Genomic DNA, 25853 nt, shown 5'->3' on the forward strand with positions numbered 1-25853 from the left:
AACCGGCTGCGCCGCCACTGCCGCGCCAAGGGCCGAATCCCCGTCTATTCGGCCGAAATGATGTAGTAATAGACCGGCTGGCCGCCGTAGACCACCGCCATCTCCACCCCTTCGGGGAGACGGGCGCGCACGGCGTTTTCGATCTGTTCGCTCTCGGCGGTGGGGACGTCCTGTCCGGTGATGAGGGTGATGAAGGAGGTGTCTTTCTTGATGAGCTGGCGCACCAGCTTGACCACCGCCTTCTGCAGGTCGCTCTCGGTGAAGGAGAGCTTGCCCCCCAGCAGGGCCAGCATCTGCCCCTCTTTGATCTTGTGGCCGTCGTAGTCGGAGTTGCGGGCAGCGTAGGTGATCTGCCCGGTGCCCACGTGGTCGATGGCCTTGGTCATGTTCACCGAGTTCTCCCGCACCGAGGCGGAGGGGTCAAAGCTCAGCATGGCCGAGAGCCCCTGGGGGATGGTGCGGGTCTGCAGCACCACCACCCGGCGGTCGGCCAGGGCCAGGGTCTGCTCGGCGGACATGATGATGTTTTTGTTGTTGGGCAGCACGAACACCGTCTTGGCCGGCACCGAGTGGATGGCCTTGAGGATATCCTCGGTGGAGGGGTTCATGGTCTGCCCTCCGCTGACCACCGCATTGACCCCCAGGTCCAAAAAGAGGGTCTTGATGCCACTGCCGGCGGCCACCGCCACAAAGCCGTACTCGCAGTCTGGGTCCACCGGCTGGTAGTCAAAGCGCTCCTCGTCCTCGTCGGACGCAAAGGTGGGGGGGACCTCCTCCTCGGGGTTGGCCCCCTCGGCCAGCCGGGCCTTGTACTGCTCGAGCATGTTCTCGATCTTCAGGTTGGTCAGGTAGCCCCACTTGACCGCCTCGCTCAAAGCGGCGCCCGGGTCCCCGGTGTGCACGTGTACCTTGATGATGTCCTCGTCGTCCACAAAGACCACGCTGTTGCCCATGGCCTCCAAAAAGGCGCGCAGCTTCAAGGGGTCCTGCCGGTCCTCGCCCCGGTTGATGATGAACTCGGTGCAGTAGAGCTCGGTCATGGACATGTCAAACTCGCCGGCCACCTCTTTGGCGCCGGCGGCCTTCTTGGCCTTTTCGGCGGGGCGGGTCTCCCCCTCCACCACCGGGCCGCCCTGCAGCACCTGCAGCATCCCCTGAAAGATGACCAGCAGTCCGCGGCCGCCGGCGTCCACCACCCCGGCCTTTTTCAGCACCGGCAGCAGTTCGGGGGTCTGGGCAAGGGTCTCTTCGGCCACCTGGCAGACCAGCGCCCACAGGTCGGCGGCGCTTTCGGCTTGGGGGGCGTACTCCACCGCCCGCTCGGCCGACACCCGGGCCACCGTGAGGATGGTGCCCTCGGTGGGCTTCATCACCGCTTTGTAGGCCCCGGCCACCCCCTCTTGCAGGGCGCGGGCCAGGTCGGCGGGGGAGGCGGTCTCAAGCCCCTTGAGCCCCTTGGAGAAACCGCGGAAGATCAGGGACAGAATGACCCCCGAGTTGCCCCGCGCCCCCCGCAGCAGGGCCGAGGCGGCGGTCTTGGCGGCCACGGCCACGGTGCAGCTGTCCGGCAGCACGGCCAGTTCTTTGGCCCCGTTGCCGATGGTCATGGACATGTTGGTGCCGGTGTCCCCGTCGGGCACCGGGAAGACGTTTAACTCATCCACCGCCAGCCGCTGGTTTTGAATGTTGTTGGCGCCGGAGATGATGCTGTCGCGCAGCAGTTGTCCTGTTATCATCCAAATACTCCCCTTTATTCAGCCGCCATGTCGTCAACAAAGACGTTGATCTTTGCCACCTGCAGGCCCACGGCCTGGGAGACGGCGTACCGGACTTTGTTCATGATGCTCTTCACAATGGCGGAAACGTTGATTCCATAGAGGACCTTGATGTGAATGTCCACGACCAGCTTGTCGCCGATCGCCTTGATCTTGACCCCCTGCGCGGGAGTGGAGCGGCCGGACACCCGGCGCAACATCCCCTGCACCGGGGTCGAGGCGGAGATCCCCACCACGCCGTAGCAGCTGGAGACCACGTTGCCGATGAGACCGGCAAAGTATTCGGTGGTGATCGTTGTCGTGCCCAGGTGGTTTTCTAATTTCAACAAACCAAGTCACTCCCTTTTCCATTTGTCTGGCGGCGCGGGGAACGCGGTCCCTGCGCCTGCCTGAAAGCAATCAAAACAGGCACCCCTCGCCCAGGCCCCATCGGGGCCGGGGAGAAATGCGGAAAAATGGTACCTCTATTATAGAGAATAAACGCCGTTTTGTAAACCGGGGGGCGGTCGGGGCTTTCGCCCCCCTTTCAGTTTATGCCAAAATGGCACCCCTTATCGCCCGGAACGGCACAAAAACAGCCAGCGCCCGCGGGCGGCGCTGGCTGACAGCGGGGCGGCAGACCACCCCGAGCGACCTGGAGTCCCTCCTAGCGGGGCTCTACAATGAGCTTGATGCCGGTCTTTTCTTCCCCGTCAATGGCGATGGTGGTAAAGGCGGGAATGCAGATCAGGTTGATCCCCGACGGCGCCATATAGCCCCGGGCAACAGCCACCGCCTTGAGGGCCTGATTGATCGCGCCGGCACCCACCGCCTGGAGTTCAGCTGCGCCGCTTTCTTTGACCACTGCTGCGATTGCACCCGCCACAGAGTTGGGCGCGGACTTGGACGACACCTTTAACACTTCCATGTAACACCCTCCTTACAAGGTGAACTCCTGATAAGGAGAGTTTAACACATTGACTATATTTTTACAATAGCAAAGGAAATATACGGTTGTTATACACAAAAAGAGACGATATTTTTCGCTCTTTTGCCCTCTAGCTCCAGGGCCACCCCGCAGAGGGTGCAGGGGCCGGAGGCGATCTCGAACCGGTTTGGCAGGTGGGTGAGAAATCGCTCCAGAATGATCTCCTTTTTCACCCCCAGCACCGAGTCGACGGGCCCGGTCATCCCCGCGTCGGTGATGTAGGCGGTGCCGCCGGGCAGAATTTGGGCGTCGGCGGTCTGTACGTGGGTGTGGGTGCCCAGCACGGCGGCCACCCGCCCGTCCAGGTAAAACCCCATGGCCCGCTTTTCGCTGGTGGCCTCGGCGTGAAAGTCCACCACCACCGTCTCGCAGGGCGGGTTTTTGAGAAACTCGTCCATCGTCTCAAAGGGGCTGGGGAGGCCGTCCATAAAGACCGTCCCCATCAGGGAGACCACGCAGACCTGCCCGCGAATGCTGTCAAAGAGGTACCACCCGCAGCCCGGCGCCCGGGTGTAGTTGAGGGGGCGCACCACGTGGGGCATCTCCTCGAGGAGGGAGAGGGCCTCCCTCTTTTTAAAGAGGTGGTTGCCGGTGGTGATCACGTCGACCCCGGCCTGCAAGAGCATCTGGGCGCTGTCGTAGCCAAGGCCGTTTCCCTCGGCCGAGTTTTCCCCATTGCAGATACACAGCTGCGCCCCGTACTGCCGCCGCAATGCGGGCAGTACCCGTTGCAGGTGGCGGCAGCCCGCCGGCCCCACCACGTCCCCGATGAAGAGGATGTTCACTTCTCCTCGCTCCCTTCCCAAGGGCCGCCCGCGCCATCGTCTGGCCGGGCGGCAGATCCTGTCTGGTATTATAGCACAAAAGCGGCGAAGAAAGCGCCCCGCCGCCGGGATTCCTCCGGCGCGGGGCGCTCTGTGTACAAAAAGTGGGCGCGGTCTTACTTGGCGAAGTCGATGGCTCGGCTCTCGCGGATGATGTGCACCTTGATCTGGCCGGGGTAGTCCAGGTCGGACTCGATCTTCTTGACGATGTCGTGGGCCAGAACGGTCATCTCGTCGTCCTTGACGACCTCCGGCTTGACCATGATCCGCACTTCGCGGCCGGCCTGGATGGCAAAGGACTTCTCGACCCCGTCGAAGGAGTTGGTCAGCTCCTCCAGCCGCTGCAGCCGCTTGATGTAGTTTTCCACGTTCTCCCGGCGGGCGCCCGGGCGGGCGGCGCTGATGGCGTCGGCCGCCTTGACGATGCAGGCGAGAACGGTCTGGGCCTCCACGTCGCCGTGGTGGGCCTCGATGGCGTGGATGATCTGGGGATTTTCCCGGTAGCGCTTGGCCACGTCCACCCCGATCTTGATGTGGGAGCCCTCGACCTCGTGGTCCAGGGCCTTGCCGATGTCGTGCAGCAGCCCGGCCCGCTTGGCCATGTCCACGTCCACCCCCAGTTCGCCGGCCAGAAGGCCCGAGAGCTGGGCGACCTCCATCGAGTGGTTGAGGACGTTTTGGCCGTAGCTGGTGCGGTAGCGCAGCCGGCCCAGCAGCTTGACCAGTTCGGGGTTGATGCCGTGAATGCCCAGTTCCATCACGGCGCGGTGCCCCTCCTGCTTGATGGTGTTCTCCACCTCGTTTTTGGCCTTGTTCACCATCTCCTCAATGCGGGAGGGGTGGATCCGCCCGTCCTGAATCAGCCGCTCCAGGGCCACCCGCGCCACCTCCCGGCGCACCGGGTCAAAACTGGAGAGGGTGATGGCCTCGGGGGTGTCGTCGATGATCAGGTCGACCCCGGTCAGGGTCTCCAGCGCGCGGATGTTGCGGCCCTCGCGGCCGATGATTCGCCCCTTCATCTCGTCGTTGGGCAGGGGCACCACCGAGACGGTGGCCTCCGAGGCGTGGTCGGCGGCGCAGCGGGCGATGGAGAGGCCCAGCAGGTTGCGGGTCATCTCGTCTTGCTCCTCTTTCAGGTGGGCCTCGTAGGCGCTGATTTTCAGGGCCTTCTCGTGGGTCAGTTCCTCGTCCAGCTTTTCCAGCAGCTGGGCCTTAGCCTGTTCGGCGGTCAGGCCGGAAATCTTCTCCAGCGTCTCAAACTGGCTGGCCTTGATGGCCTCGGCCTCGGCCAGGCGGTCCTCGGCGTCCTTGAGCTTCTTTTCCAGCCGGTCGTTCTTCTGTTCCACCCCGGCAATTTTTTTGTCCAGGGACTCCTCTTTTTGAATGACTCTCTTTTCCTGGCGGGAGATGTCCGCCCGGCGGTCTTTCAACTCCCGGTCGGTTTCGGTCTTCAGTTTGAGGATTTCGTCTTTGGCTTCCAGCAGGCTCTCTTTCTTGCGGGCCTGCGCCTCTTTCACGGCGTCATTTACAATTCTGGTCGCCTCGGTCTCGGCTGCGCCGATCTTGGACTCGGCCACTTTCTTGCGGTAGGCAAAGCCGCCGGCAAAGGCGGCGACTGCCAAAATCACCGCGGAAACGGCGATGATTGCAATGGTTACAGGCGTAAATGGCATGGAGAAAATCCCTCCTTTTTTTTGAATTTTTTGCTTTTCAGCATGTATTTTTTAGCAGTTAGAACAAAAAGGACACTGTTCTTATTTTATATTAGGAACAAGTTGCTGTCAAGGCGCAAAGACGGGTCCAGAGGGCGGGGCTTCCCCCCAATAGGCGTGCTCTTTTTCGCCAAAAAGCGGCTTGGCAGGCGGACAGATGGCGATTGACAGGGGGAAAAAGCTGTGCTAGTATGAAAACAGAAAAGCGTAGATGAGGACATGCGCGCCCGTCTCCCCCCAAAAGAGAGCGCCGCCGCCGGCTGAAAGCGGCGCGGGGTGGGGGCGGGGCCGCGTACCACCTCGGAGTGCAGCCAATTCCTGCCGGTTCAGGGCCGTTACCCCCTGGCACGAGTGGCGCCCCTTGCCGGGCGCAATTTGGGTGGAACCGTGGAGTTTGCAAAAGTGTGACTTCACCCCTTGGAAGATGCGAGGGGTGAAGTTTTTTTATTGCGCCGCGGCCGGCAGGCCGGGCGCAGGGTGCGGCCTTCCCGCCGCCAGCCCCTCTGGGCCCCGCCGCGCAGACGCGGCAACTTGTGCACATAGCGCCCCTTCGGGCGCACCGTGAGGAGGAGACAACAATGATCGATGTCAAACTGAAAGACGGCTCGTCTTTGCAGGTGGAGCAGGGCTCCACCGTGGCGGAGGTGGCCAAGCAGATTTCCATGGGCCTTTTCCGCAACGCGGTGGGCGGCCTGGTGGACGGCGAGGTGGCCGACCTGCGCCAGCCGCTGGAAAAGGACTGCTCCCTGGAGATTTTGACCTTTGAGGACGCGGCGGGCAAGCGGGTTTTCTGGCACACTGCCTCCCACGTTCTGGCCCAGGCGGTGCAGCACCTCTTCCCCGGGGTGAAATTCGCCATCGGCCCGGCCATCGACGGCGGCTTCTACTACGATTTCGACGTGGAGAAGCCCTTCACCACCGAGGACCTGGAGAAGATCGAGGCCGAGATGAAAAAAATCGCCAAAGAGGCCCTGCCCCTGGAGCGATTCGAGCTGGACCCCGGTGAGGCCAAGGAGCTGATGGCCGATCAGCCCTATAAACTGGAGTTGATCGAGGAGCACGCCGGCAAGGGGGAGAAAATTTCCTTCTTTAAACAGGGGGACTTCACCGACCTCTGCGCCGGCCCCCACCTGATGGACACCTCCAAGGTCAAGGCCGTCAAGCTCACCAGCGCCACCGGTGCCTACTGGCGGGGCGATTCGGAGAAGGCCATGCTCTGCCGCATCTACGGCACCGCCTTCCCCAAGGCCAGTTTGCTGGAAGAGCACCTGGCGCTGCTGGAAGAGGCCAAAAAGCGGGATCACCGCAAGCTGGGCAAGGAGCTGGAGCTCTTCACCCTGCTGGACGAGGGACCGGGCTTCCCCTTCTTCCTGCCCAAGGGAATGGTGCTCAAAAACACCCTCATCGACTACTGGCGGGAGATTCACCACAAGGCCGGCTACCAGGAGATCAGCACCCCCGTCATCCTCAGCCGCACCCTGTGGGAGCGCAGCGGCCACTGGGGCCACTACAAGGACAACATGTACACCACCGTCATCGACGAGCAGGACTTCGCCATCAAGCCGATGAACTGCCCCGGCGGGATGCTGGTCTACAAGACCCAGCCCCATTCCTACCGCGACCTGCCCATGCGGGTGGGCGAGTTGGGACTGGTGCACCGGCACGAGCTCTCCGGCGCCCTCCACGGGCTGATGCGGGTGCGCTGCTTCACCCAGGACGACGCCCACATCTTCATGACCTCCGAGCAGATCAAGGACGAGATCAAAGGGGTCATCCGCCTCATCGACGAGGTGTACAGCCTCTTCGGCTTCCCCTATAAAATCGAGCTCTCCACCATGCCCGAGGACCACATGGGCAGCGACGAGGACTGGGAGCGCGCCACCAACGGCCTGAAGGAAGCCATGGAGGAGCTGGGCCGGGAGTACACCATCAACGAGGGCGACGGCGCCTTCTACGGGCCCAAGCTGGACTTCCACCTGGTGGACGCCATCGGCCGCACCTGGCAGTGCGGAACCATCCAGCTGGACATGCAGATGCCCGAGCGCTTTGAGTTGGAGTACACCGGCGAGGACGGCCAGAAACACCGCCCTGTGATGATCCACCGGGTGGTCTTTGGCAGCATCGAGCGGTTCATCGGCATCCTCATCGAGCACTTTGCCGGCGCCTTCCCCACCTGGCTGGCCCCGGTGCAGGTGAAGATCGTCCCCATCAGCGAGAAGTTCCACGACTACGCCCAGCAGCTGCAGCAGCAGCTGGACAGCCAGGGCATCCGGGTTGAGGGGGACTACCGCGCCGAGAAGATGGGCTACAAAATCCGCGAGGCCCAGCTGCAGAAGATCCCCTACATGCTGGTGGTGGGGGAGAAGGAGCAGTCCGAGGGCAACGTCTCGGTCCGCTCCCGCAGCGAGGGCGACCTGGGCGCCATGTCGGTGGAGGTCTTCATCGACATGGTGGGGGCGAAGATCGCTTCCAAAGAGCGGGACTAACCGTTTTTTCCATATGAATGCGCCTGTACGGCAAAAAGAGAGGGGCGGCCATTGTGGCCGCCCCTCTCTTTTTGCGCCCCGGCGGCTGTGATATGCGGCATATTCTTTGCGCGGCCGGGCAGAATAGGGGGGAGCGTGGCTGCCGAAAAGAGGGGCGTCTTCATAAGGGAGTGCAAAGGGCTGGCAGGACGTTGGACCCGCCCTGCAGATTTCCGGAAATTTGGCAAAAAAGGGTTGACTTTGCAGGGGGCAGGTGCTATTATAAATAAGCGCTTTACGGGCGCATTTTTCAGAATATGAACCACTAGCTCAGTTGGCAGAGCATTTGACTTTTAATCAAAGGGTCCGGGGTTCGAATCCCCGGTGGTTCACCAGAAAATAAACCGCATCAGATAGCCAAAAACGGCTTGATGATGCGGTTTTTTCTTGTTTTTATTATGTAATAGGCGGTAGTTGCAATCAGTTGCAGAAGCACAGAAAAAGCACAGAAAGGGCACAGGAAAAGCACAGGGAAAATACACGGTGTGGAGGGAGAGCAGACGCTGTATAAATAGCGCGCTGCCTTGCATACTTTTTGGGCCTCACAAATGTTACCTGCTTTTTGGGGAGGGGGTACGCGCGCGACCTGCGCATTTTTTCTATCTCCTTCACCGGTCTACTATCTAAGCATTGTTTTCACAAACAGGGGGGTCTTCTACTTTCCTTGATTTCAAGTACATTTGCATAGCTGGCTGCCTGCTGGAATCCCCTGAAGGTGAGGTAATGGAGGTCAAAGTCTCCTACTCCAAATCGAGAATTGTAAACCCCAGCAGTTCCGTATTTCCCTGCGAACTCTGCGGCTTTATCGCCGAACAGTTCAGCCACTCGATAGAGCGGCACCCCATCGGAATTGCCAATCAATATAGCTTCTTGCTCAAAAAGGCGCTTCACCTGCTCACTGTTAAGCATTTTCGCTTCTCCTTCCTGCTCTGCGGGCCCGTTCTTCTCTCTTGCCCAGGATGACGCCGTATGCGATTGCAAGGATAATCGTCCATAGCTCTTCGCCCTCGCCTATTCGCTTTATTTTCCGGGCAGCCTCAACTTCATCGAATGGTGTCGGCTGCTTCAGCAACATTTGTTCAAAGTCCATCGGCGGAACTCCTTTCTTTCCCCAGCGGGTCTAGGCCACGCTGAAACGGCGGCTTTCGGCTGTTTTGGTAAATTGCTGGGCCAACTCCGGCATAGCCTTTTTGAATGCGGTAGTGTCAAAGCGGGTGCTCTTTACCTTCGTCCAGCGAACCTTGAAGAGACCAGCCGACATTTCATCGACGCTGCGGGCGGTCATTTCCGCCTTGATTTGGTCTTTCAAGGCTTCTGCCTCTGCGGTGGCCTCTTCAATTAGCTGTTGCAGCTCTTTCAATTCCTTTACCTTGCTGCTCAATTCGGTTGTGCTCATGGTGTTTGCTCCTTTCATTTCGAGAAAGGCCATGCTATAATAGAGCCACGACCTTTCTGGTTGTTGCGCTCCCGGTGTTTGCTTGTCACGGCTGGCCGGGGGCGCTTTCTTTTTCTCTGGGCCTCTTTACTTGGCCTGTGAGTATAGTATATCACTTGATTCTAGTGAAATCCATTGGCAAACTACACTAATTTTTGGTGATGTTTATGTGTGATTTTGCACTTGATTTTAGTGATGTGTTGAAGTACAATATAGACAGTGAAAAAGAATCTTTGCGATAAAATGCCTCGGAAAGGGTTGATACAATGCCAATACGCTATAAACTTGATGTTCTGGCTGCGTTGAAAGAGCTCGGATACACGCAAAATAGAATTCGCAATGAAAAAATTATGGGTCAGGCAACGCTGACACAATTGCGCCACGGAAAACTCGTATCATGGGCCAACATTGAAACCATTTGCCGCTTATTAAATTGCCAGCCTGGGGACATACTGGAGCTTGCGCCCGGCGAGCAGAAGGAAGAGTGATGGCGGTTACCAAATACCCTACGGAAAGGGGCGGGAGGTGTGCCCATGCCAATTAGCGAAGCGCGAAAACGGGCGAACCAGGCCTATATTGATAAGCAAGATGAAATAAAGGTACGTGTCCCCAAAGGCAAGAAAGAGGAAATCAAAGCCCATGCAGAAAGCAGAGGGGAAAGCGTGAACGGCTTTGTAAGTCGGGCCATCACAGAGACGATGGAGCGAGACAGAGAGAACCCCATAAATAATACGTGCATCCCCCGCGTTGTCCGAGCGGTGGCGGGTGAAGATTATCTGCTCTACTGTTACTTTGACGATGGCCGCATCACCTGCAAGGACATGAAGCCGTTAATCGGCAAGGGGGTATTTTCCCCTCTGGTTGACCCCTCTGTTTTTGCAAGTGCCTTGACAGTGATGCACGGTACCGCCGCCTGGGACTTTTCTGGGCGCTGTGACCCTACTGATTGTGTAGACCTTGACCCGCTCACCTTGTATGAACAGCCTGCTGTTTTGGAAACGATAGAAGTAGACAGGGAGGAACCCCAGTGAATATAGTGAAATACCCCACGGAAGAGGCGGTAAACGCCATTCTGGGGACAGGAAATCCGCTGCTTGTGCTGATTTCCTTTGACGGGGAAGAGGTCATTGTGGGCGATTTAGACGAGAGTGTGGAACACCACATCCTTCTTGCCCAGACGGGCCACGATCAGCGGGACATAGACAAATATTTCCGCCTTGTCCTGGACAATGAGGGGGCCGACTGGACGTTTGTCTGTCCCCCGGACTACAAGGGCATTCCCGACAAGGTGCGCCGCATCTCCGCATTTTACCGGGACGGCTTTGCGGTGATCTCCCACGCCCTGGCTGATCTGGGCTATATGGTGGGAATCAACATCCCCCGACGCTACCGCCGTCACTTTGACATCATGAGTGGCAAATAAAAAGACCCGCTGGAAGGGTAGAAACGCCCCCCCAGCGGGTCTTTTTTCAGCGGGTATTATCGTGGCTCTTCCATTGCTGCGCTGCCTCCTCTTGACGCTCTACGGCCCTCTCTACCGATGAAATGCCGGTAAGCAGAAAAGGAGCAAAGCCGGTTCCCCTATATGCGTAGGTGCCTAGGATACTTTCCGCGTAGGGGAGAAGGCGGGCGCGGTTCCGTCCCTTTCTAAGCGCTTGCAATCCTTGTCCATGTGCCTTTCTCACCCATTGGGGTGTCTCTCCGGCTTCTTTTCCGATTTCCTCAAGGCTTTTCTCATCGTAGTATTTGGCTACTAGCACACGGGAAAGGGGAGGGGGTAGTTCTTCAAGGCATTGGCCGAGAGCGCGGGAAAGCTGCTCGTTCCAGACCTTTTCCAGAGTATCCCCTTCAAGGTCATCATCTGTTGGGATTGTCTCTGCAAGCGGAAGCTCGCCATCTTCTCTCTGCGCCTCCAAACTGGCACAGTTGCACAGCGGGTCATTGCGCCCTCTCTCCGTTCTCAACCGAAGGAGGCTGCATATCCTGTTCTTCAAGGGGTATTTGAGATAAGCGGTGAACTTGTACCCGCTGGAAGGATCAAAGGCTTCTATGGCCTCTAGAAAGGCAAGGTAGCTTTCTTGTCTAAAGTCCTCTAGGGCAGCTCCTGCATGGTCTGCCCTGCCCTTTAGCTGCCTGTACGCTCTGCCACAAAGCATTTCTAAGAGCCGTTCAACCTGACCCCACAGAGTGAGAATATGGCCCTTTTCGCCTTGCTTTATGAGTTGGGCTAACTCTTCATTTGTCACCGCCATACCTCCTTTTTAGGGCCTCCGAAATGTCAGGATATGCAAAATGCGCGGACGATTGCCCGCGCGCATTGCCGTGTAAATAAATACCCTATTCGGTGTGTTAAGGCGCAAATCGTTTTATGGTGCGTCGCCTTCTATACGCGCACGTGCTCACGCGCGCAAAGGGCATTAACATTTCTTAACAAGTTTTTCTCTGCAATTAAGCCATCATTTGTGCCCCTCCTTCCTGTCTTGTAAAAATCCGATTGCTGTCACAATCGCCCCCAGAGCGAAGCTGAACAGCGCAGTAGATAAAATACCCATTGCTTTTAGCCCTCCTGTCTGTTAACATGAAGGTGAACCTTGGGTGAGTTCACCTTTTGCCGGTTGAGAGTTGCCGCTCTCAATCGGCTTTTTACTTTCCATGGGCGTTTACTAAAACCCTCGCAAGGCTTGTTCTGGTTATGTACCTTCCTCGCCCCTTGCCAATGAAAGGGAAGCGCCCGGCGGCGGTCTTTTCTGTGCATCCGCAGTATTTAGCCACCTGCCGAACCCCCAGGCATTCACGGTCTGGGTACGTTGAGATGATGCTTTCCAGCTGGTCCCTGAATCCCTCTAGCTCTCTAGGCAAAATCCTTTCCCCCTGTTCGGTAGTTCTTTGTTGCATCTGGCGACACAGAGAGCAAATACTTTTTCTGTGTCCTCTCCGCTATCCTGCTGGCGATGGCTTCATCAGCATCTAGAAGCTGCTGCCAGCTACATTCGGAAGAGATAATAGTATATTTTTCTCGACTATTGTATCTGGAATTGATAATTTCAAAGGCCAGATTGATGTCCCCAGCGCTTGGCCGCTGCCATTTACCACCGCTCTTGAACAGGTCGTCGATATACAGCACATCGGCGGATTTCAGCGGGTCAACCAGCCGCTTGTATTCCAGCGGGTCTGTCACTGCTGCCTTTATCCTGGTGGAGTCATCTCGCCACATCATGTAGCGGGTATAGAAACCCGCTTTCAACAATTCTCCGGCAATGGCTGCGCAGATATGAGTTTTACCCGCTCCCGGTTGTCCCCCAAAGTAGAACCATCGGGCGGAGTTATCTGCCAGAAAATCAACGGCCTTCTGCTTGATCGCATCTTGCCAGGGGGAGCCGGCATTGAAGCTGCCCAGGGTACAGCGGTCTATCAGTTCTCCCAACCCGCTTTTCCGTGCTCTCCACAGAGAGCGACGGGTAGCCATACAGGAGCACTCCACAGTGACAATCTCCCCACCCTTATACTCCCGGAAGTTTCCCCGGTTCTTGCAAATAGGGCAATCAATGCCGGTCAGTTCTCCCGGCCTCTCGTTATAGGCCTTGCAGGAGTTCTTCTGGATTTCCTCATAGCTCAAAGACCCCGTCATAGGCCGGTTCTCCAAGCTTGACCATGTCCCCATATCCAGATGAACCTTTTCCATAATCGCCTTTAAGGTCTTTTCCTCGCTCGTCTTTCTCTCTCCTTTCCCAATTCCTTACAGTTGCCTTCCAGTCCTTCATGTGGCGTTTTCCCACCATCCAGCCGTTCCCCTCGTAGTAGTCGAAGAATCGTTCAGGGTCTACGCTGCTTCCGATCTCCCGACAGTATTGGCCGATTTCCTCCACGGTCGGTTTTTTGAATTTGGGGGAGCGGGTGGGGGCCTCTCTCTCTTTGTTTTGTTCTGCTATGTTATGTTCTGTTATGTTATGTTGTGGTTCCAACTTGGTTCCATTCTGGTTCCAGGTTGGTTCCACGCCAGATATGAGGGCATACCGGCCACGGTCATCAAGGGAAATCTTTGCCCTTTCTTCGCGGTATATCGTCTCTTTGTAGCGGTCATTTTTAAGCGTGTTGTTGATGCCCCAGTCTGTAATTACTACAACACCGCTCTCAAATGGAATGATGAATCCTTTTTGGGCTAGGATACGCAAGTCATCGTCATTGCACCCCGCAGCCCTCGCAATCTTTTTGGGGGAAGAAACAAACCCATCATCATCTCCGTGCATTCCCAAGTGAAAGTATAGGGCTTGTGCCCCTGTTGACATGTCCATGAATTTGTCTGTGTCGATAATGCTTAGCGAAAACATTCGTTTGCGAGCCATTTTCCCACCTCCTTCCTGTCCGCATTTAGAACCCTGTTTTAGGGGGAAAAGGTGTAATTACCCTAGGTGCCCTACTTGGTGCAAAATAAACCGCATGGTTATGCGGGTCTGTGGTGCTCTAAATGCAGACACTAGACACTCTTTTCGCTCTCTTCCTCTCTGCATCCTGTTTCCGGCGCACCTTTTCGGCGCAGCGCTTGCAGTATTTCGCCCGGTTGGATACCGCCCGGAATGGTTTGCTGCAAACGGCACAGGTCTTGATTCCACCCGTCCCCATGACTTCCGCGCACAACTCCTTGTCAGCGGGCAAGACCGCCTCCTTGAAGTATCGGCAAATCAGGGAATAGCTGGAAAGCTGTGGGCATGGGCAATCCAAAGGGAGACAAAGGCCGGTGGATTTGTCGTAGTTGGCGCACAGCCCCTTGATGAGGGCCTTCACGCCGTTGTATTGCCTGGCTGACATGGTGCTTCCCTCCTGGTCTGGCAGGGTGTAAGTGGTGAGCGCTGCGTCTTGGTCTGGGTAAAAGCGCAGAACCCGCTTTTCCCCTTTCATCTTTGTTCCTCCTCTCGTTTTAGGATTGATTCAGTTGTCAAGGTGCGCGCCGGGTTTGTCCGCTCCCGGCTGGCGGGGCCTAGTTGTCCAGTAGCCTTTGCAAATCCACGCCCAAGGCTTCAGCGAGCTTCTCGCCGGTCTTGTTGGCACAGCTCTTGCCGCCTCTCACTCCCGCGATGGTAGCGCGGGAGATGCCGGACACCTCGGCGAGTTCCTTCGCGGTGATTCGCTTCCTCGCCATCTCTGTGATGAGCTTTACTCGGTCTAAGTGCATTTGGTTCACTCCTAATTGTTCCTTGTAAGAACATTTTAGCGTTGCTTTATGTTCTTGTCAAGAACTATTTCAAAGAGGCGTTGATTTATTGTTCCTAACAGGATACAATTCAAAGTAGAAAGGAGGGCTATCGTTGGTAGGGGATAAGATTCGCGAAATTAGAAAAGAACACAATATGACCCAAGAACAACTGGCTCAAAAAATTGGTGTGAAGCGTTCGGTTGTATCGAAATATGAAACGGGAAATATCGTCCCTTCCATAGATCAGTTGTATAAGATTGCCGACGTTTTCTCTATATGGATTGGAGAACTATTAGACAATATGACTGGCGATATTATTGACAATGTTATTAAAAAATCAGCAAGAGCCATTGTTTATGGAGCGCTTCAAAAAGAAGACGAAGAGATAGAGAGAACAAATGCTAAGCTGGATATAATTGCCGAGATAATGTTTGAAGAGCTGAATGAAAAAGGCCAGCAGGTGGCAGTAGAGCGGGTTCAGGAGCTGGCGAGGATAGCCGAGTATAGGAAGCCTTCAGGGCCATCGCAGCCCCAAGCAAAAGAATCGGAACCAGATTCCGCCCCAAATAATGCCTAGCCCGTACTTTGAGTACACCCACGGGAGACGCCAGAGGGGAGAAGATGGGGCGTTGAAGTGCCACCCCATAGCCTGGCAAATGCCATAACGAAACGTTAGATCACCCCCTTCACCAGCGAATTTTCGCTGCTGAAAATTGAGCGGTGAGAATCGCCCCAAGCGGAAGGGGGCCTTCCAGAGTGGGCACCCCTTCAACGAGAAAGGGAGTAAGCCAAACCTACACCCTTGCAGTTCTGCCCCCTAAGCCTGACTTAGGCCGTCGGAGGGTAGGTTATCGGTAAAGCCCTATAGGGATCACTGGACAGCATGTCCGACGTCAACAAGATATGGAGGAAGCAACATGTCATCAAATATGCCAGAAGAAATAAGGGCTGATTTAGAGCGGGTTGCAGCAAGCGCCGAACCATACCCGGATGACGCGCCGGAGCTGCACGTCCTGGATGGAGACTTGGACACGGACAGAATGATGGCCACCCTGGCCAAGAAAGCACTGAACGGAGAGCTCTAGGCCGCCGCCTTGCGAGGCGTAGACGGGTGAAAAGGAGAGAATGGGGAAAATTTATACGGCGGCCCGCTTTTCCTGCCCTTGTAGGGGCGGAAATGCTTGAAATACGCCCCGAGAAGATACAGAAAAAGCCCCTCTCTACACGGGGCAGAAAGGGGCCAGCATGGCAAAGAAGATGTATCGACGGCCAGATGGCCTATTTGAAAAGAAGCTGGTTATAGCTGGAAAGCGAAAGGTTTTCCGAGCACACTCTGAGCGAGAAGTCATGCAGAAGATAGCGGCATATAGGGAGCAAGAGGAATCCGGCCCCACCTTTGCCACCGTTGCGGAATCCTGGTGGGAACAGAAAGAGCCACAAATCCGCTATGGCACTATACACGGCTACAAGGCGGCTCTGACCCGCTCTATTGACTATTTCGGGGATGACCCCATAAAGCAGATAGAGGCCCCAGACATCAACGCCTTTCTGCTGTATATGGCAAAGCGCGGATTCTCCCAAAAGACGGTTAAAAACCAATATACCGTGTTGCGACAAGTCTTCCTTTTCGCCTTGATGGAGAGGCACATAAAAACACTTCCAACAGATGGGGTCGCCGTTCCCTCGGGGTTGCCCCGGAGTTCTCGTCATCTTGCCCCCGAGAAGGCAATAGAGGCAATCAAGCAGACCCGGCCAGATGAATTCCTCCTCCCCATCCTGATTCTGTACACTGGCGCACGGTGCGGGGAGGCTCTGGCCCTGCAATGGCGTGATGTTGATCTTGAAGCGGGTACAATTTCCATCTCAAAGGCAGTGGTCTACCACTCTAACCAGCCCCGCATCTCCGACACCAAAACAGCAAATGCACACAGGGCGGTTCCTCTTCTTGCTCCTCTGAAGAGGATTTTGGAACAGCAGGGGAGACGCCCGGCGGCAGACTATATCATTGGGGGAGAGGAACCAATTACAAAATCGGCCCTTTACAAGCGGTGGGAGCACTTTTGCCGTGAGCATGGGCTGGCCCACCCAAGTGAAGAGAGGACAGCCAAAGCGGGCCGGACAATGTGGGAATGCGAAATTGACAGACACACATTGCGCCACGAGTATGCAACTATTCTCTACGATGCGAGGATAGATTCAAAGGTGGCACAAGAGCTTTTAGGCCATGCGGATTTGTCCACAACATTGAAAATATACACCCATATTAGGCAGAGCAGACTAGAGAAAGCAGCCTCTACTCTAGACGCGTTTTTAGAAGCAAATGGCACAGAAAAAGCACAGGGTTGAAGAATAGTGGCTATATATAGCCATACCTTCGGAGTTCGAATCCCCGGTGGTTCACCAGAAAGGGTCTCGCACAGTTGTGTGAGACCTTTTTGCCGTACTGTTTGCAAAAAGAAGGATAGTGACTGCCTTTCTTTTTGCTATCGCCGCTACACTTGTATTCGCCATGGTTTTAGAGACTCATCTTTTTTGAGAAAAGCGAGTCAAATCGGCTTTGGTCACCTTCCTCGCGGAAGGTGACGGCGAACTTTCACAGAGAAAACAAAAAGGCATCCTGCTTTTCTGTATCTTATTTTGCTTTTCTCGACAAACAGTATGAGTTTTCTGCGGTGACACTCGTTTTTTCTTGGCAAAAAGAGCAATTTTCCCGGTGCGAAGGCACCGGGAAAATCATGTCTATATGCTGTTCGCACCGTCAGAAGAGAAGTACCCCTTCGGCTTCATAGGTGGGCTTGGCGCCGATGTGTTCGACCTTGCCGCGATAGTTGTTTCCCAGATAGTAAAACCGAAGGCTGTCTTTTTCTGGGTCGATGAGTTCTTCCAACTGGTGCTGTAAAAGGCGGGCCTGGGCGGCGTCCAAAATGCACTCGAACACAGAATTTTGCACCCTTTGTCCAAAGTTGACGCACTTCTTGGCCACCTTTCGCAGCCGCTTCTTTCCGACGGCGTCAGTAGTGTTGACATCGTAGGTGATGAGAACCAGCATTGCTTCCTCACTTCCACAAAAAGGGCGGATAGGCATCCAAATCGCCGCGGAGGTGGCGGGCCAACAGCATGGCCTGAACAAAAGGAACCAGGCCCCAGAGGATTTTTTCTTCTAAAAAGGGGTGGGTCAGTTCCTCTTTTTTGCGGTTTTGCCACGCCGTCAGCACGACTTTTCGGGTGTCATCGTCCATGATTACGGCACCGCTCTCCCGCCTGGTAAAGCCTTTGGGGGAGACCACCCGATTGTTGATGAGGGAGAGGACAAACCGATCTGCGCATACACTGCGGAGTTCCTCCATCAAATCCAGTGCAAGGGAGGCGCGCCCCGGGCGGTCTCGGTGGAGAAAGCCTGCATAGGCGTCTAGCCCTACCCCCTCTAGGGCTGCGGCACAATCGCTAGAGAGCAGGGTGTAGGTAAGCGAGAGAAGGGCGTTGATGTTGTCCAGCGGTGGGCGCCGGTTTCTGCCCTGAAAGGAGAAGGCGTCTTTGTTCTGCAAAATCAGCTCGTCGAAGACCGCAAAATAGCGGGTGGCTGCTTCTCCCTCCAACCCCCTCAACTGTTCCAGATCACCGCAGTTTGCGATGGGGTTGAGAGAGACCGCGAGGGAGCGGGAGGCCGCCTCTAAAGCCGTTTCGTCCACCCGCATCCTGTGATCTCGAAGGGCGCGCTCCAGAACCCAGCGCGAGTTGTAGACCTTCCCGACCAAAAACGAACGGGCGATGAGCGCGCTGCGCAAGGGGTCGTCGGATACCCGGTACTGGGCCTTGCGCAGGAGGATGTTTCCGCGGCTCTTGCCGTTTACTCCCGCCAGATATCGGCCGTTGGGGGAGAAAAAGGTGAGGGCAATCCCGCGCTCGACGCAGGCCCCCATCAGCGCCGGGCTGGCCCCTTTATAGCCAAAAGAGACGATCCCCTCCAGGATGTGGAGTGGAAACCGGCTAGGGGGACTGTCCTCCTCCCCCAACACCACCACGTTTTCGCCGTCCAGGGCCAAATAGGTGTCAGGAGTGGTTACATAGAGGGTGTTCAGCAGTTTTCGCACGGGGACACCTCCTCCAAGCGGGTGCGGATGTACGCGGCAGCGCCGCCCCTTCGCACCAGTTTTGGCAGACAGAGGTCTTTAAGGGAGCAGGCGTTACAGGACTTGCTGGACCGCACGTTGGGGGTGTACTGGCGGCTGTAAAGTCGGTGCATCTCCTCTGCCATGGACGCGACGGCAGTGCGCAACTCCTCGGTAAAGGGCACGGTTTCCCGTCTTCTCGTCTCCCCGTAGTAGAGGTATCCCTGGGGAATAGAGCAGACTAGCATCTCTTCCAGGCAGATCGCCTGTCCGCAGAGTTGCAGCCGGTCTGCATCCCCCTCCTTGGACCGCCCTTTTTTGTATTCGACCGGCACGGGAAGGTAGAGCCCATCCCGCCCTTGCAGGGGGATGCCGTTGGGATCGGGGTGAAATTCCACCACGTCACAGGCGCCGCTCATCCCGAGCGTTTGGGAAAAAACCTGCATGCCCCGGGTGTAGAGAACGCCGTCTCGCACCTCTGACAAGTCTGCGTTGTGGGCGCGCTGGTGCATGATCTCCCCTTCAACGGTGCGCAGGTTTTCCGCCCACTGCTGTTCGATATGGATCAGGGCCCATTGGCGGCGGCAGAAGGAAAAGTGCTGCAGTCCGGAGAGAAGGAGAAATTCCTCTTCCCGGTACACGGTCAGATCATCCGGGTACAGGTGACCCCCTCCGGCAGTGCGTCGGTGTGGATTTCCACCTGGTAGTCGCTGTACTGTCTGGCCGGTGCGGCGGGATCCTTTCTGGCCACCGACACCGTTTCAAAGAGCTTGTGGGAGGGAGCGTTGCCCAACTTGCATTCGTGTTTAAAGACGATGAGCTCCCGCACTGCCATCTTGCCGCGCGCGGCGGAGTGATCGTCTTCAAACATATTGGTGATGGCCTGCCAGAGGAGGGTGAGGTCCTCTTCCGAGAAGCCGGTCACCTTTTGGGCGAGGTTGGCAGAGACATATCCCTCTGCCCGGTAAAGGGCATAGGGAATCACGTGTTTGCGGCCCATCTCCGTCCCCTTTTTCTCGGCGTCGGCTTCGGTCGTGATGGCCACCCGGGTGATGGTGACTTCCTGGGGAACAATGGGATCGACGCTTCTGGCAAAGCTCATCTGCACCGGCCCGCGCACCTGTCCGCAGTTGAGGGCCGCCTTGACAAAGGTGGTCATCACCGCGCCAAAGGTGCGGATGTCGTAGAAGTTTTCGCACATGAAGTTGCGGATTTTCAGGTCGAGCTCGGGGTCGTCCTTCTTTTTGGCCGCCACCCCTTTTTCGTCTACGCCAACATAGTCATAGGCCTCGCGGTCGCTTCTGTTGAGGGGAATGGATTCTTTGATGTAGATGCGGTACCCCTTTTCCCCCTCTTTGACAGTCTCTATGTAATTTCGGATTTTTCTCTTCAGGCAGACGTCGGTGACAATGCCGTACCCTGTCTCGGGGTCGATCCGGGGCATATTGCCCGCGTCGGGGTCCCCGTTGGGATTGCCGTTTTCCACGTCGAACAGAACAACAAAATCATACCGGTTTTCAATTGCAGCCATCGTCTAGTCCTCCTTGCCGTCGTCGGTGTTTTTGTCAGCCGAATCGGCCTTTTCATAGCGCGCTTTGACCTGGTGGTAGTAGCCCAGAATAAAGAGTCCCTGTTCTTCCAGGGTAAGGTGTTTGGGGTAGGGGCGGTTGTCCACCTCCAACTTGTCGAGCAGGTCGCCAATCTGCTGGTCGGAGTAGTAACCGTATCTCGCCTTGGAGATGTGGTGCTGCGCCAGCATCAGCAGGGTGGGGAAGACTGCTGCCGGAGTGGTGCAGGCAGAGGTGAAGTAGCGGTCTTTGATGGTGGTGTTGATGCCGGGATTGGCGTCCAGCTGTGCCTTTTCCAGCACGGCGAAGAGCCGACCGAGCACATATGCCTGCCCGCCGGGCTCCCTCCCGCTGTATTCTTTGTTCAGAGACATGGTCAATACCTCCCGATAGAGAGCCCCCTGCGGCTTTCGCAGCAGGCAGGCTTTGATGATCGCGGCACGGCCGCGGGTGATCTTGTGCGTCCTGCGCTCGGTGTTGTCCTGTTCGGCGCGAACTCGCAGCAGAACGGATTCGTAGAGGGCTTCGGGATAGGAATCCCCCATGATAATGGCGCGGAGGGTCGCCGCCGCCATTGGGGAAGAGGGAATCTTGTCGCGGGCATTGGGATTGACCGTTTCCCGCAGAAGCCAGTAAAGGGTTAGATACTCCCGCTCGTAGGGTGCGCGCTCGATGGACAGATCGCGGTAGTGGCGGTGGATGTTTTGCACCATCGTCCCAAAATCGCTTTGGAGAAAGAAGCGCACCGAGAGCCGCGCCGCGTTGGGGGCCAGCCCCAAAACGTAAAATGGGGTGGAGAGGGAGAGGTCCCCGGCGACAGGATCGCCCCTCTCCACATGGGTAAAGAGCTCTGCCAACAGGTGGTCAGGGTCCTCCTCCTCACTTTCGATGTTGCCCATCATTGTATTGAAGAGATCGACAAACTGTGGGTTGGGGTCTGCCGCCCAGTAGACCACGGTGGTGTCGCCGACCTGGCAGTGGTGCTGCCGGTTGGAGAGCAGCCAGTTGAGGGCGGTCCCATAGGCAAAGGCGGCATACTCACCGACTGGTGCGTTAAGTCCCTGACCGCCGGAGCGCCCATAGGATTCATAGGCGGGGGCATTAAAGGACACCAGCGAGGCGCCGACCGACTGCGCCCCCCGCACTCCCTTGATTTTGGGGTGGAGAACAGCGACGGGGGATTCCTGTCCGGTGACCAGACACTGCATCTGGGGCGACTCGCTGTGCGATGTCCGCCATTGCTCCCACTGTGCCTTGACAATAGGGTCTTCCTGCACAAAGCGGCCGTCAAAGGTGAAGACGAGGCTTCCCCCACCAATCAGTTCGTCCAGATATTCTGCCAGAATGGGGTGTTCTTCGGCAAGTGCGGGATCCCAGCGGGTGAAGAACTGATACACCGCTTTCCCGGCGGGGGAAGAAGTCCCCTCCAGCACAGAGAGATGAAGGTCCCGGGCCGCAGCAAAGCAGGCCGCTGTGCGCTCAGGCTTTCCTTTTTTGTCGCGCCCTAGCAGATAGCCAGAATTATCGCAGAGAAAATATGGGTGGATGTTTACGGCGCGGGTATCCTGTTCCGGCACCAGCAGCACCTGGGGGACTTCCACCTCTTTTTTGCCCCGCTGCTGCTTGACGCGCAGGGAGAATACGCCGAGAATCTCTCCTTCTGGCGAGAGTTCCAGAGCATAAGACACCTTGGCGGGGCTGTACCCCGGTTGTGGGATGGAGCCGTCTTTGTCCTTTTGGAGCAAGATTTCGTAGTATTCCACCAAAGATTGAAGGATCATCCCCGCACACCCCCTGTCAGGTCCAAAACGCCGTTTTTGAGCACTGCGTGGAAAAACAGGGGACGAATGTTTTGGGGATCGCGATAGTCGATATCCCATAGCATGTACCCCAAGTCCTCCTCGCTGTCCGGGTAGGCGGTGACCACCGTTTTCCCCTCAAAAAGGGAGACCCGCGCAGGAAATTCCCGACAGCCGAGATAGGGTTGGTGAAAACACTGCCCCTTTTGCAACCTGCGCATGGCGATGGCGTAGTGCTTGTCCGGGTTGTCCCGCTCACCGGCGCGGTCGGTCATCTCAAAGTGGGCCTCGATGACGTACCGCACATCCCGCAACACCTGGGAGGCGCGTTGCTGGATATGGGCCGACGCGTCGATATAGAGGGGGATGCGGGCCCCCCGCATGGCGGAACGGGCGGTGCTGGAGAGGGCGACGGCAGACACTTCGTTGCGGCGGATATTGGTAAAGCGAATGGGGTTGCAGAGGTAGATCTTGTCGATGACCCAGCGAAAAGCGGGTTTCCAGTAAATGGATTCCAACAGTCCTCGGGCCGCCGAGGGGGTGATCATCTCATAAGAAGTGCGCTCTGCCTTGAGTTCGGGCCTGGTGAATAGAGCCAGGTCGCCGGAAACCTCCACCGTGATACCGTAAGTACCCATGTAATTCACTCCTTTCTTTTTCAGTTTTTGATTAAGATTGGGTTTGTAATGGATATTAATATTAGATTTGCAATTATAGTAAAACTTTATCATAAAAATGTCAAGGTTTTTCTGATGGACATTTTAGGATGAGTAAATTATAATCAGTTGTGTTATGCACGCGATTGGGTGCATATGGATTGAAATAGTTTTTGATGGAAGATGTGGGTATTGGACTGGAGGTCCCGTAAAGAGATGTGGCAGTTTACAGCTGTTGCATCTCTTTTCCTTTACGCAAATAGCGCATCCCCCGCTTCTACATTGGCGGTGAGGCCCATCTCCTCTGAATAGCAATCCAGGTCATTCAGCAGGTAGAGTCCCTCCGTCAACTGTTCCAATCGACCGCTGTCCCAGAGGGCGCGAAATTGATTTTGGTAGATGTTGACGCTGTAAAGGCCAGCCTTGCGCAACCGCTCTCGACTGAAAAAGCCGAGTTGCAGGTCTTCAGAGAGTTGGGCAGCCTCCTCTTCCAAGGGAATCAAAACGGTTTGGGTGGGGCTTTCGATGAGATGAAACTCCGCTGCGATCTGGGCGAAGGGGAAGAGGAGATTCCGTGCGCCCCGCTCAAAAGAGGGGAGGATCTCCTTGCGGTCGAGCATCGGCCGCTGCAGGTAGAAGAGCTGGGAGAAGTAGTCGTGAATTGCCTGGGGTGAGGCCAGGTCCTCTTGACGCGCCGCCACCAGACGGGCGACCTCCAAGGGGGTGCGCAGGGCGGAGGGGAGGTGTTTTCGATACCGCTCCTCAGGGATAAACAGCTTGACCAGACTTTCTTCAAGGGGGCGTTTGCCCTCTCGATTGCAGCGCCCCGCCGCCTGAATGTCCGAATCCAGTCCGGCCTCAGAGCGGTAGACAAGGGGGAAGTCCACATCCACCCCCGCCTCGATGAGGGAGGTGGAGACCACCCGGCAGGAAAGTCCATCTTTTAGCCGATTGCGAATGGCCTTTAAAATTCGCTTGCGGTGGCTGGGATAGAGCAGGGTAGAGAGGTGAAACCGGCCCTCCGGAGGGAGGAGTTGATAGAGGGTTTGCGCCTGTACGCGGGAGTTGACAATGCAGAGGACCTGTGGCGTCTCGGTCAGTTCTGCCGCCAATTGTGCATCGGTTCTCTCGCCGATGGAGAGCAGCTGGGTTCGGCGGAAAAACTGATAGAGCGCGTCGGTGTTTTGACAGATTTCCCGGGGGCGGCAGGAAGCGGGGAAAAACGGGTCCAATGCGGGCTGGGTCGCGGTACAGAGAACAGCAGTGCAACCGCAGTTGACACACAACTCTGTGATGGCGCCAACACAGGGCAACAGGTAGTCGCGGGGCAACATCTGCGCCTCGTCGAAGATGATGACACTCCGGGCGATGTTGTGCAGTTTTCTACACCGGGATGAGCGGTTGGAAAAGAGGGACTCAAAGAACTGTACATTGGTGGTGATAACAACGGGGGCGTCCCAGTTTTCAGAGGCCAGCTCTGCGGCAGTCACCTCGTCTTCCTCCTCTTGGCGAAAACAGACATTGGAGTGGTGTTCCAGCACATTTTCATCCCCCAAAATATCCCGAAAGACCTGGGCGGTCTGTTCAATGATACTTGTGTACGGGATGACGTAGACAACCCTTTGCAGCCCGTGTTTGATGGCGTGCTTGAGGGCGAATGCAAGAGAGGAGAGGGTCTTTCCGCCCCCGGTGGGAACGGTGAGGGAGAAGAGGCCCGGCGCTTCTTCCGCAGCCCTCTGGCAGTCGTCCAAGATGCCACACCGCTTTTGATTGAGGGGGTTCTTGGGCGGGTAAAATGTCTGCAGGTGCTGTGAGAGTTTTTGCCAGAGATCGGGCAACGGCTCCCCCATCTCCCGCTGCGGCGGCCGGTCGGCCATAAAGGCTTCCGTGTCCAGAAAATCGGCGTCCACCAGGCAGGAGTAGAGCATCCTGGTGAAAAAAGCCATGGTGAATCCGCCGTTGACAACAGAAAGGGGCGGGGGATTCTTGGGCAGTACAGGGGGGATAGAGAGTTCCTGCAAGCCGTCTGAGTAGTCGGGCACTGCCTTTTTGAGCCGTCCCATCAAGGTGGGGGCAGCTGCAGTGTCCGAAGCGGTCCCGCCGTCGGGCAACCCGCTGTGGTGCCCGGCAATGCAGTAGGCCATGAGCCGGGCAAGTCCATTTTTCATCTCGTCGCAGAGGGTCTGGGCGCCTGCAGTGGAGTGATCCACCCGGGGGCCGTTGTCGAGGATGCGGTGGCGAAACGCTTCAGAGTACTTTCCCAGATCGTGCAGAATTCCGCAGCAGAAAGCGCACTCCTCTGCGCCCAGGGGGGCGGCAAACCCTGCGGCGAGCCGGGCGACATTGTGCAGGTGTTCCGACACGGTTTGGAGTGTGTTCTCCCCCTTTTTGTGTGCGATATACATAAAAACAAATCAACTCCAAAAGAAAATTAGAATAAATTATAGCTTATTATAGCATGTTTTTTAATTTAGAAAGGGGAAAACTGTCGAATTTGAGAGAATTTTGCGTTTTTAACTCCCCAACACTATCCAGCCATATTTCCCGCCCTTTCGCCAATACTAATCCCGTTGAAATTTGTGACAGATGGGAAGTGGTTTTGGGTGAAACGAGCGGGGGAATCGGCGGCGGTCTTCGCCATCGGCTGTGTGGGGTACGGCGCCATCGAGGTGCTCTGGCGGGGGTATACCCACTGGACTATGGTGCTCACCGGGGGCGCCTGTTTTTCCATCCTCTACGCCGTCAACGGCAAGCACCCCGCCATGCCCCTCTGGAAAAAGTGCCTGGTGGGGGACGCGGTCATCACTGGCGTCGAGTTTTGCGTGGGCTGTGTGGTCAACCGCTGGCTGCACTGGAATGTGTGGGACTACTCCCAGCTGGCGGGCAATCTCCTGGGGCAGATCTGCCCCCTCTACTCCTTTCTCTGGTATCTGCTCTCTGCCCCCATCTCCTGGCTGGCGGCGGGGCTGCGGCGCAAAATCAAAGGGGAGCGGGGCATTTTGCGACCGCTGCGGCGGTTGCTCCACCCCTAGAAAACAAAAAAAGAACCTCTGCACCGCGTCTGTGAGCAGGTCCAGTAAAAAGGACAGAGACAAAAGGCCCCCTGATGTAGGAAAACAGACTACGTCAGGGGGCCTTGTCATGAAAAAACGGAACTACACACACGTTCAAGCGCTGCTGCCGGAAATCAAAGCCATGCTGGCAGAAGGGAAAACCCAACGAGAAGTTGCAGAACATTACGGCTTTCGGGATAAGCAGGTGGTAAAAAGGCTGCTTGAGCGCGAGAGGAGAA

General features: G+C 56.6%; 28 protein-coding genes and 1 tRNA gene. 9 read left to right on the plus strand and 20 right to left on the minus strand.

From position 1 onward, the window contains the following. Positions 1–44: 44 nt before the first annotated feature. From HJY11_RS11095 to rny, 5 genes are all read right to left on the minus strand, one after another. Complete coding sequence (locus HJY11_RS11095; RefSeq protein ID WP_208076023.1) at positions 45–1736, minus strand: DAK2 domain-containing protein; 1692 nt, start codon at positions 1734–1736, stop codon at positions 45–47. 14 nt (positions 1737–1750) lie between these two features. Further along, positions 1751–2104 (minus strand): Asp23/Gls24 family envelope stress response protein, encoded by a 354-nt coding sequence (locus HJY11_RS11100; RefSeq protein WP_208076024.1) that lies wholly within the window; start codon positions 2102–2104, stop codon positions 1751–1753. 317 nt (positions 2105–2421) lie between these two features. Continuing rightward, the gene (locus HJY11_RS11105; RefSeq protein ID WP_208076025.1) at positions 2422–2682 is read right to left on the minus strand and encodes a stage V sporulation protein S; all 261 of its coding nucleotides are present in this window, start codon (positions 2680–2682) and stop codon (positions 2422–2424) included. A gap of 89 nt (positions 2683–2771) precedes the next feature. Continuing rightward, positions 2772–3527: a TIGR00282 family metallophosphoesterase gene (locus HJY11_RS11110; RefSeq protein WP_208076026.1), complete on the minus strand. Its 756-nt coding sequence runs from the start codon at positions 3525–3527 to the stop codon at positions 2772–2774. Between the two features lie 155 nt (positions 3528–3682). Then, positions 3683–5239 carry a ribonuclease Y gene (rny, locus tag HJY11_RS11115; RefSeq protein WP_208076027.1) on the minus strand — a complete coding sequence of 519 codons (1557 nt, stop codon included), beginning with the start codon at positions 5237–5239 and terminating at the stop codon, positions 3683–3685. A 617-nt stretch (positions 5240–5856) separates the two neighbouring features. On the opposite strand from rny, the gene thrS reads away from it, so the two are divergent. Further along, complete coding sequence (gene thrS / locus HJY11_RS11120; RefSeq protein ID WP_208076028.1) at positions 5857–7764, plus strand: threonine--tRNA ligase; 1908 nt, start codon at positions 5857–5859, stop codon at positions 7762–7764. Between the two features lie 298 nt (positions 7765–8062). Then, positions 8063–8138 (plus strand) — tRNA-Lys (locus HJY11_RS11125). Between the two features lie 301 nt (positions 8139–8439). Here HJY11_RS11125 and HJY11_RS11130 read toward each other — a convergent pair. The 3 genes from HJY11_RS11130 to HJY11_RS11140 are packed head-to-tail and all read right to left on the minus strand — an operon-like array spanning position 8440 to position 9199. After that, positions 8440–8712 (minus strand): hypothetical protein, encoded by a 273-nt coding sequence (locus HJY11_RS11130; protein ID WP_208076029.1) that lies wholly within the window; start codon positions 8710–8712, stop codon positions 8440–8442. After that, positions 8705–8893, minus strand: a complete 189-nt coding sequence (locus HJY11_RS11135; RefSeq protein ID WP_208076030.1) for a hypothetical protein — start codon at positions 8891–8893, stop codon at positions 8705–8707. Before HJY11_RS11135 ends, HJY11_RS11130 begins: the two co-directional genes overlap by 8 nt. 30 nt (positions 8894–8923) lie before the next feature. Beyond that, a complete protein-coding gene (locus HJY11_RS11140) occupies positions 8924–9199 on the minus strand; it encodes a hypothetical protein (protein WP_208076031.1) in 276 nt (91 codons plus the stop codon). A gap of 305 nt (positions 9200–9504) precedes the next feature. Between HJY11_RS11140 and HJY11_RS11145 the strand changes: the two genes are divergently transcribed. Genes HJY11_RS11145 through HJY11_RS11160 form a run of 3 tightly spaced genes read left to right on the plus strand, consistent with a single transcriptional unit; the run spans position 9505 to position 10661 of the window. Beyond that, positions 9505–9726 (plus strand): helix-turn-helix domain-containing protein, encoded by a 222-nt coding sequence (locus HJY11_RS11145; protein WP_208076032.1) that lies wholly within the window; start codon positions 9505–9507, stop codon positions 9724–9726. A gap of 45 nt (positions 9727–9771) precedes the next feature. Next, positions 9772–10269 carry a hypothetical protein gene (locus HJY11_RS11155; RefSeq protein WP_368041583.1) on the plus strand — a complete coding sequence of 166 codons (498 nt, stop codon included), beginning with the start codon at positions 9772–9774 and terminating at the stop codon, positions 10267–10269. Further along, entirely contained in the window at positions 10266–10661 is a 396-nt protein-coding gene (locus HJY11_RS11160; RefSeq protein ID WP_208076033.1) for a hypothetical protein, read from the plus strand. Before HJY11_RS11155 ends, HJY11_RS11160 begins: the two co-directional genes overlap by 4 nt. A 46-nt stretch (positions 10662–10707) precedes the next feature. Here the strand turns inward: HJY11_RS11160 and HJY11_RS11165 are convergent, their stop codons facing one another. The 5 genes from HJY11_RS11165 to HJY11_RS11185 form a co-directional block, all read right to left on the minus strand. Next, complete coding sequence (locus HJY11_RS11165; protein ID WP_208076034.1) at positions 10708–11484, minus strand: sigma-70 family RNA polymerase sigma factor; 777 nt, start codon at positions 11482–11484, stop codon at positions 10708–10710. 605 nt (positions 11485–12089) lie between these two features. After that, the gene (locus HJY11_RS11170; RefSeq protein WP_208076035.1) at positions 12090–12866 is read right to left on the minus strand and encodes an ATP-binding protein; all 777 of its coding nucleotides are present in this window, start codon (positions 12864–12866) and stop codon (positions 12090–12092) included. Next, positions 12844–13581, minus strand: a complete 738-nt coding sequence (locus tag HJY11_RS11175) for a hypothetical protein (protein WP_208076036.1) — start codon at positions 13579–13581, stop codon at positions 12844–12846. The genes HJY11_RS11170 and HJY11_RS11175 overlap by 23 nt, the downstream gene beginning before the upstream one ends. Positions 13582–13699: 118 nt before the next feature. Continuing rightward, the gene (locus HJY11_RS11180) at positions 13700–14134 is read right to left on the minus strand and encodes a cysteine-rich VLP protein (RefSeq protein ID WP_438820432.1); all 435 of its coding nucleotides are present in this window, start codon (positions 14132–14134) and stop codon (positions 13700–13702) included. Between the two features lie 79 nt (positions 14135–14213). Next, positions 14214–14408 (minus strand): helix-turn-helix domain-containing protein, encoded by a 195-nt coding sequence (locus HJY11_RS11185; RefSeq protein ID WP_208076037.1) that lies wholly within the window; start codon positions 14406–14408, stop codon positions 14214–14216. A gap of 133 nt (positions 14409–14541) precedes the next feature. Here HJY11_RS11185 and HJY11_RS11190 point away from each other — a divergent pair, with 133 nt between their 5' ends. The 3 genes from HJY11_RS11190 to HJY11_RS11200 all read left to right on the plus strand — a co-directional run bounded on the left by HJY11_RS11190 (position 14542) and on the right by HJY11_RS11200 (position 16775). After that, positions 14542–15006 carry a helix-turn-helix domain-containing protein gene (locus HJY11_RS11190; RefSeq protein ID WP_208076038.1) on the plus strand — a complete coding sequence of 155 codons (465 nt, stop codon included), beginning with the start codon at positions 14542–14544 and terminating at the stop codon, positions 15004–15006. A 340-nt stretch (positions 15007–15346) separates the two neighbouring features. Beyond that, the gene (locus HJY11_RS11195) at positions 15347–15514 is read left to right on the plus strand and encodes a hypothetical protein (RefSeq protein WP_208076039.1); all 168 of its coding nucleotides are present in this window, start codon (positions 15347–15349) and stop codon (positions 15512–15514) included. A gap of 160 nt (positions 15515–15674) precedes the next feature. Beyond that, entirely contained in the window at positions 15675–16775 is a 1101-nt protein-coding gene (locus tag HJY11_RS11200; RefSeq protein ID WP_208076040.1) for a tyrosine-type recombinase/integrase, read from the plus strand. A 412-nt stretch (positions 16776–17187) separates the two neighbouring features. Here the strand turns inward: HJY11_RS11200 and cas2 are convergent, their stop codons facing one another. The 7 genes from cas2 to cas3 all read right to left on the minus strand — a co-directional run bounded on the left by cas2 (position 17188) and on the right by cas3 (position 24924). Beyond that, positions 17188–17478, minus strand: a complete 291-nt coding sequence (gene cas2 / locus HJY11_RS11205) for a CRISPR-associated endonuclease Cas2 (RefSeq protein WP_208076041.1) — start codon at positions 17476–17478, stop codon at positions 17188–17190. A gap of 7 nt (positions 17479–17485) precedes the next feature. Next, entirely contained in the window at positions 17486–18520 is a 1035-nt protein-coding gene (gene cas1c, locus HJY11_RS11210) for a type I-C CRISPR-associated endonuclease Cas1c (RefSeq protein WP_208076042.1), read from the minus strand. Continuing rightward, a complete protein-coding gene (gene cas4 / locus HJY11_RS11215) occupies positions 18505–19185 on the minus strand; it encodes a CRISPR-associated protein Cas4 (RefSeq protein WP_208076052.1) in 681 nt (226 codons plus the stop codon). The genes cas1c and cas4 overlap by 16 nt, the downstream gene beginning before the upstream one ends. Then, on the minus strand, positions 19182–20069 hold the full coding sequence (gene cas7c / locus HJY11_RS11220) for a type I-C CRISPR-associated protein Cas7/Csd2 (RefSeq protein ID WP_208076043.1): 888 nt from the start codon (positions 20067–20069) through the stop codon (positions 19182–19184). Before cas7c ends, cas4 begins: the two co-directional genes overlap by 4 nt. Before the next feature lie 3 nt (positions 20070–20072). Then, positions 20073–21887: a type I-C CRISPR-associated protein Cas8c/Csd1 gene (gene cas8c, locus HJY11_RS11225; RefSeq protein WP_208076044.1), complete on the minus strand. Its 1815-nt coding sequence runs from the start codon at positions 21885–21887 to the stop codon at positions 20073–20075. Beyond that, positions 21884–22543 carry a type I-C CRISPR-associated protein Cas5c gene (gene cas5c / locus HJY11_RS11230; RefSeq protein ID WP_208076045.1) on the minus strand — a complete coding sequence of 220 codons (660 nt, stop codon included), beginning with the start codon at positions 22541–22543 and terminating at the stop codon, positions 21884–21886. The genes cas8c and cas5c overlap by 4 nt, the downstream gene beginning before the upstream one ends. Positions 22544–22812: 269 nt before the next feature. Next, complete coding sequence (cas3, locus tag HJY11_RS11235) at positions 22813–24924, minus strand: CRISPR-associated helicase Cas3' (RefSeq protein ID WP_368041584.1); 2112 nt, start codon at positions 24922–24924, stop codon at positions 22813–22815. 240 nt (positions 24925–25164) lie between these two features. Between cas3 and HJY11_RS11240 the strand changes: the two genes are divergently transcribed. After that, positions 25165–25593, plus strand: coding sequence for a putative ABC transporter permease (locus tag HJY11_RS11240; protein WP_368041585.1), 429 nt, complete (start codon positions 25165–25167; stop codon positions 25591–25593). The last annotated feature ends 260 nt before the right edge of the window (positions 25594–25853 follow it).

The sequence above is a fragment of the Bittarella massiliensis (ex Durand et al. 2017) genome, from assembly GCF_017566145.1.
Classification (GTDB): Bacteria; Bacillota; Clostridia; order Oscillospirales; family Ruminococcaceae; genus Bittarella; species Bittarella massiliensis_A.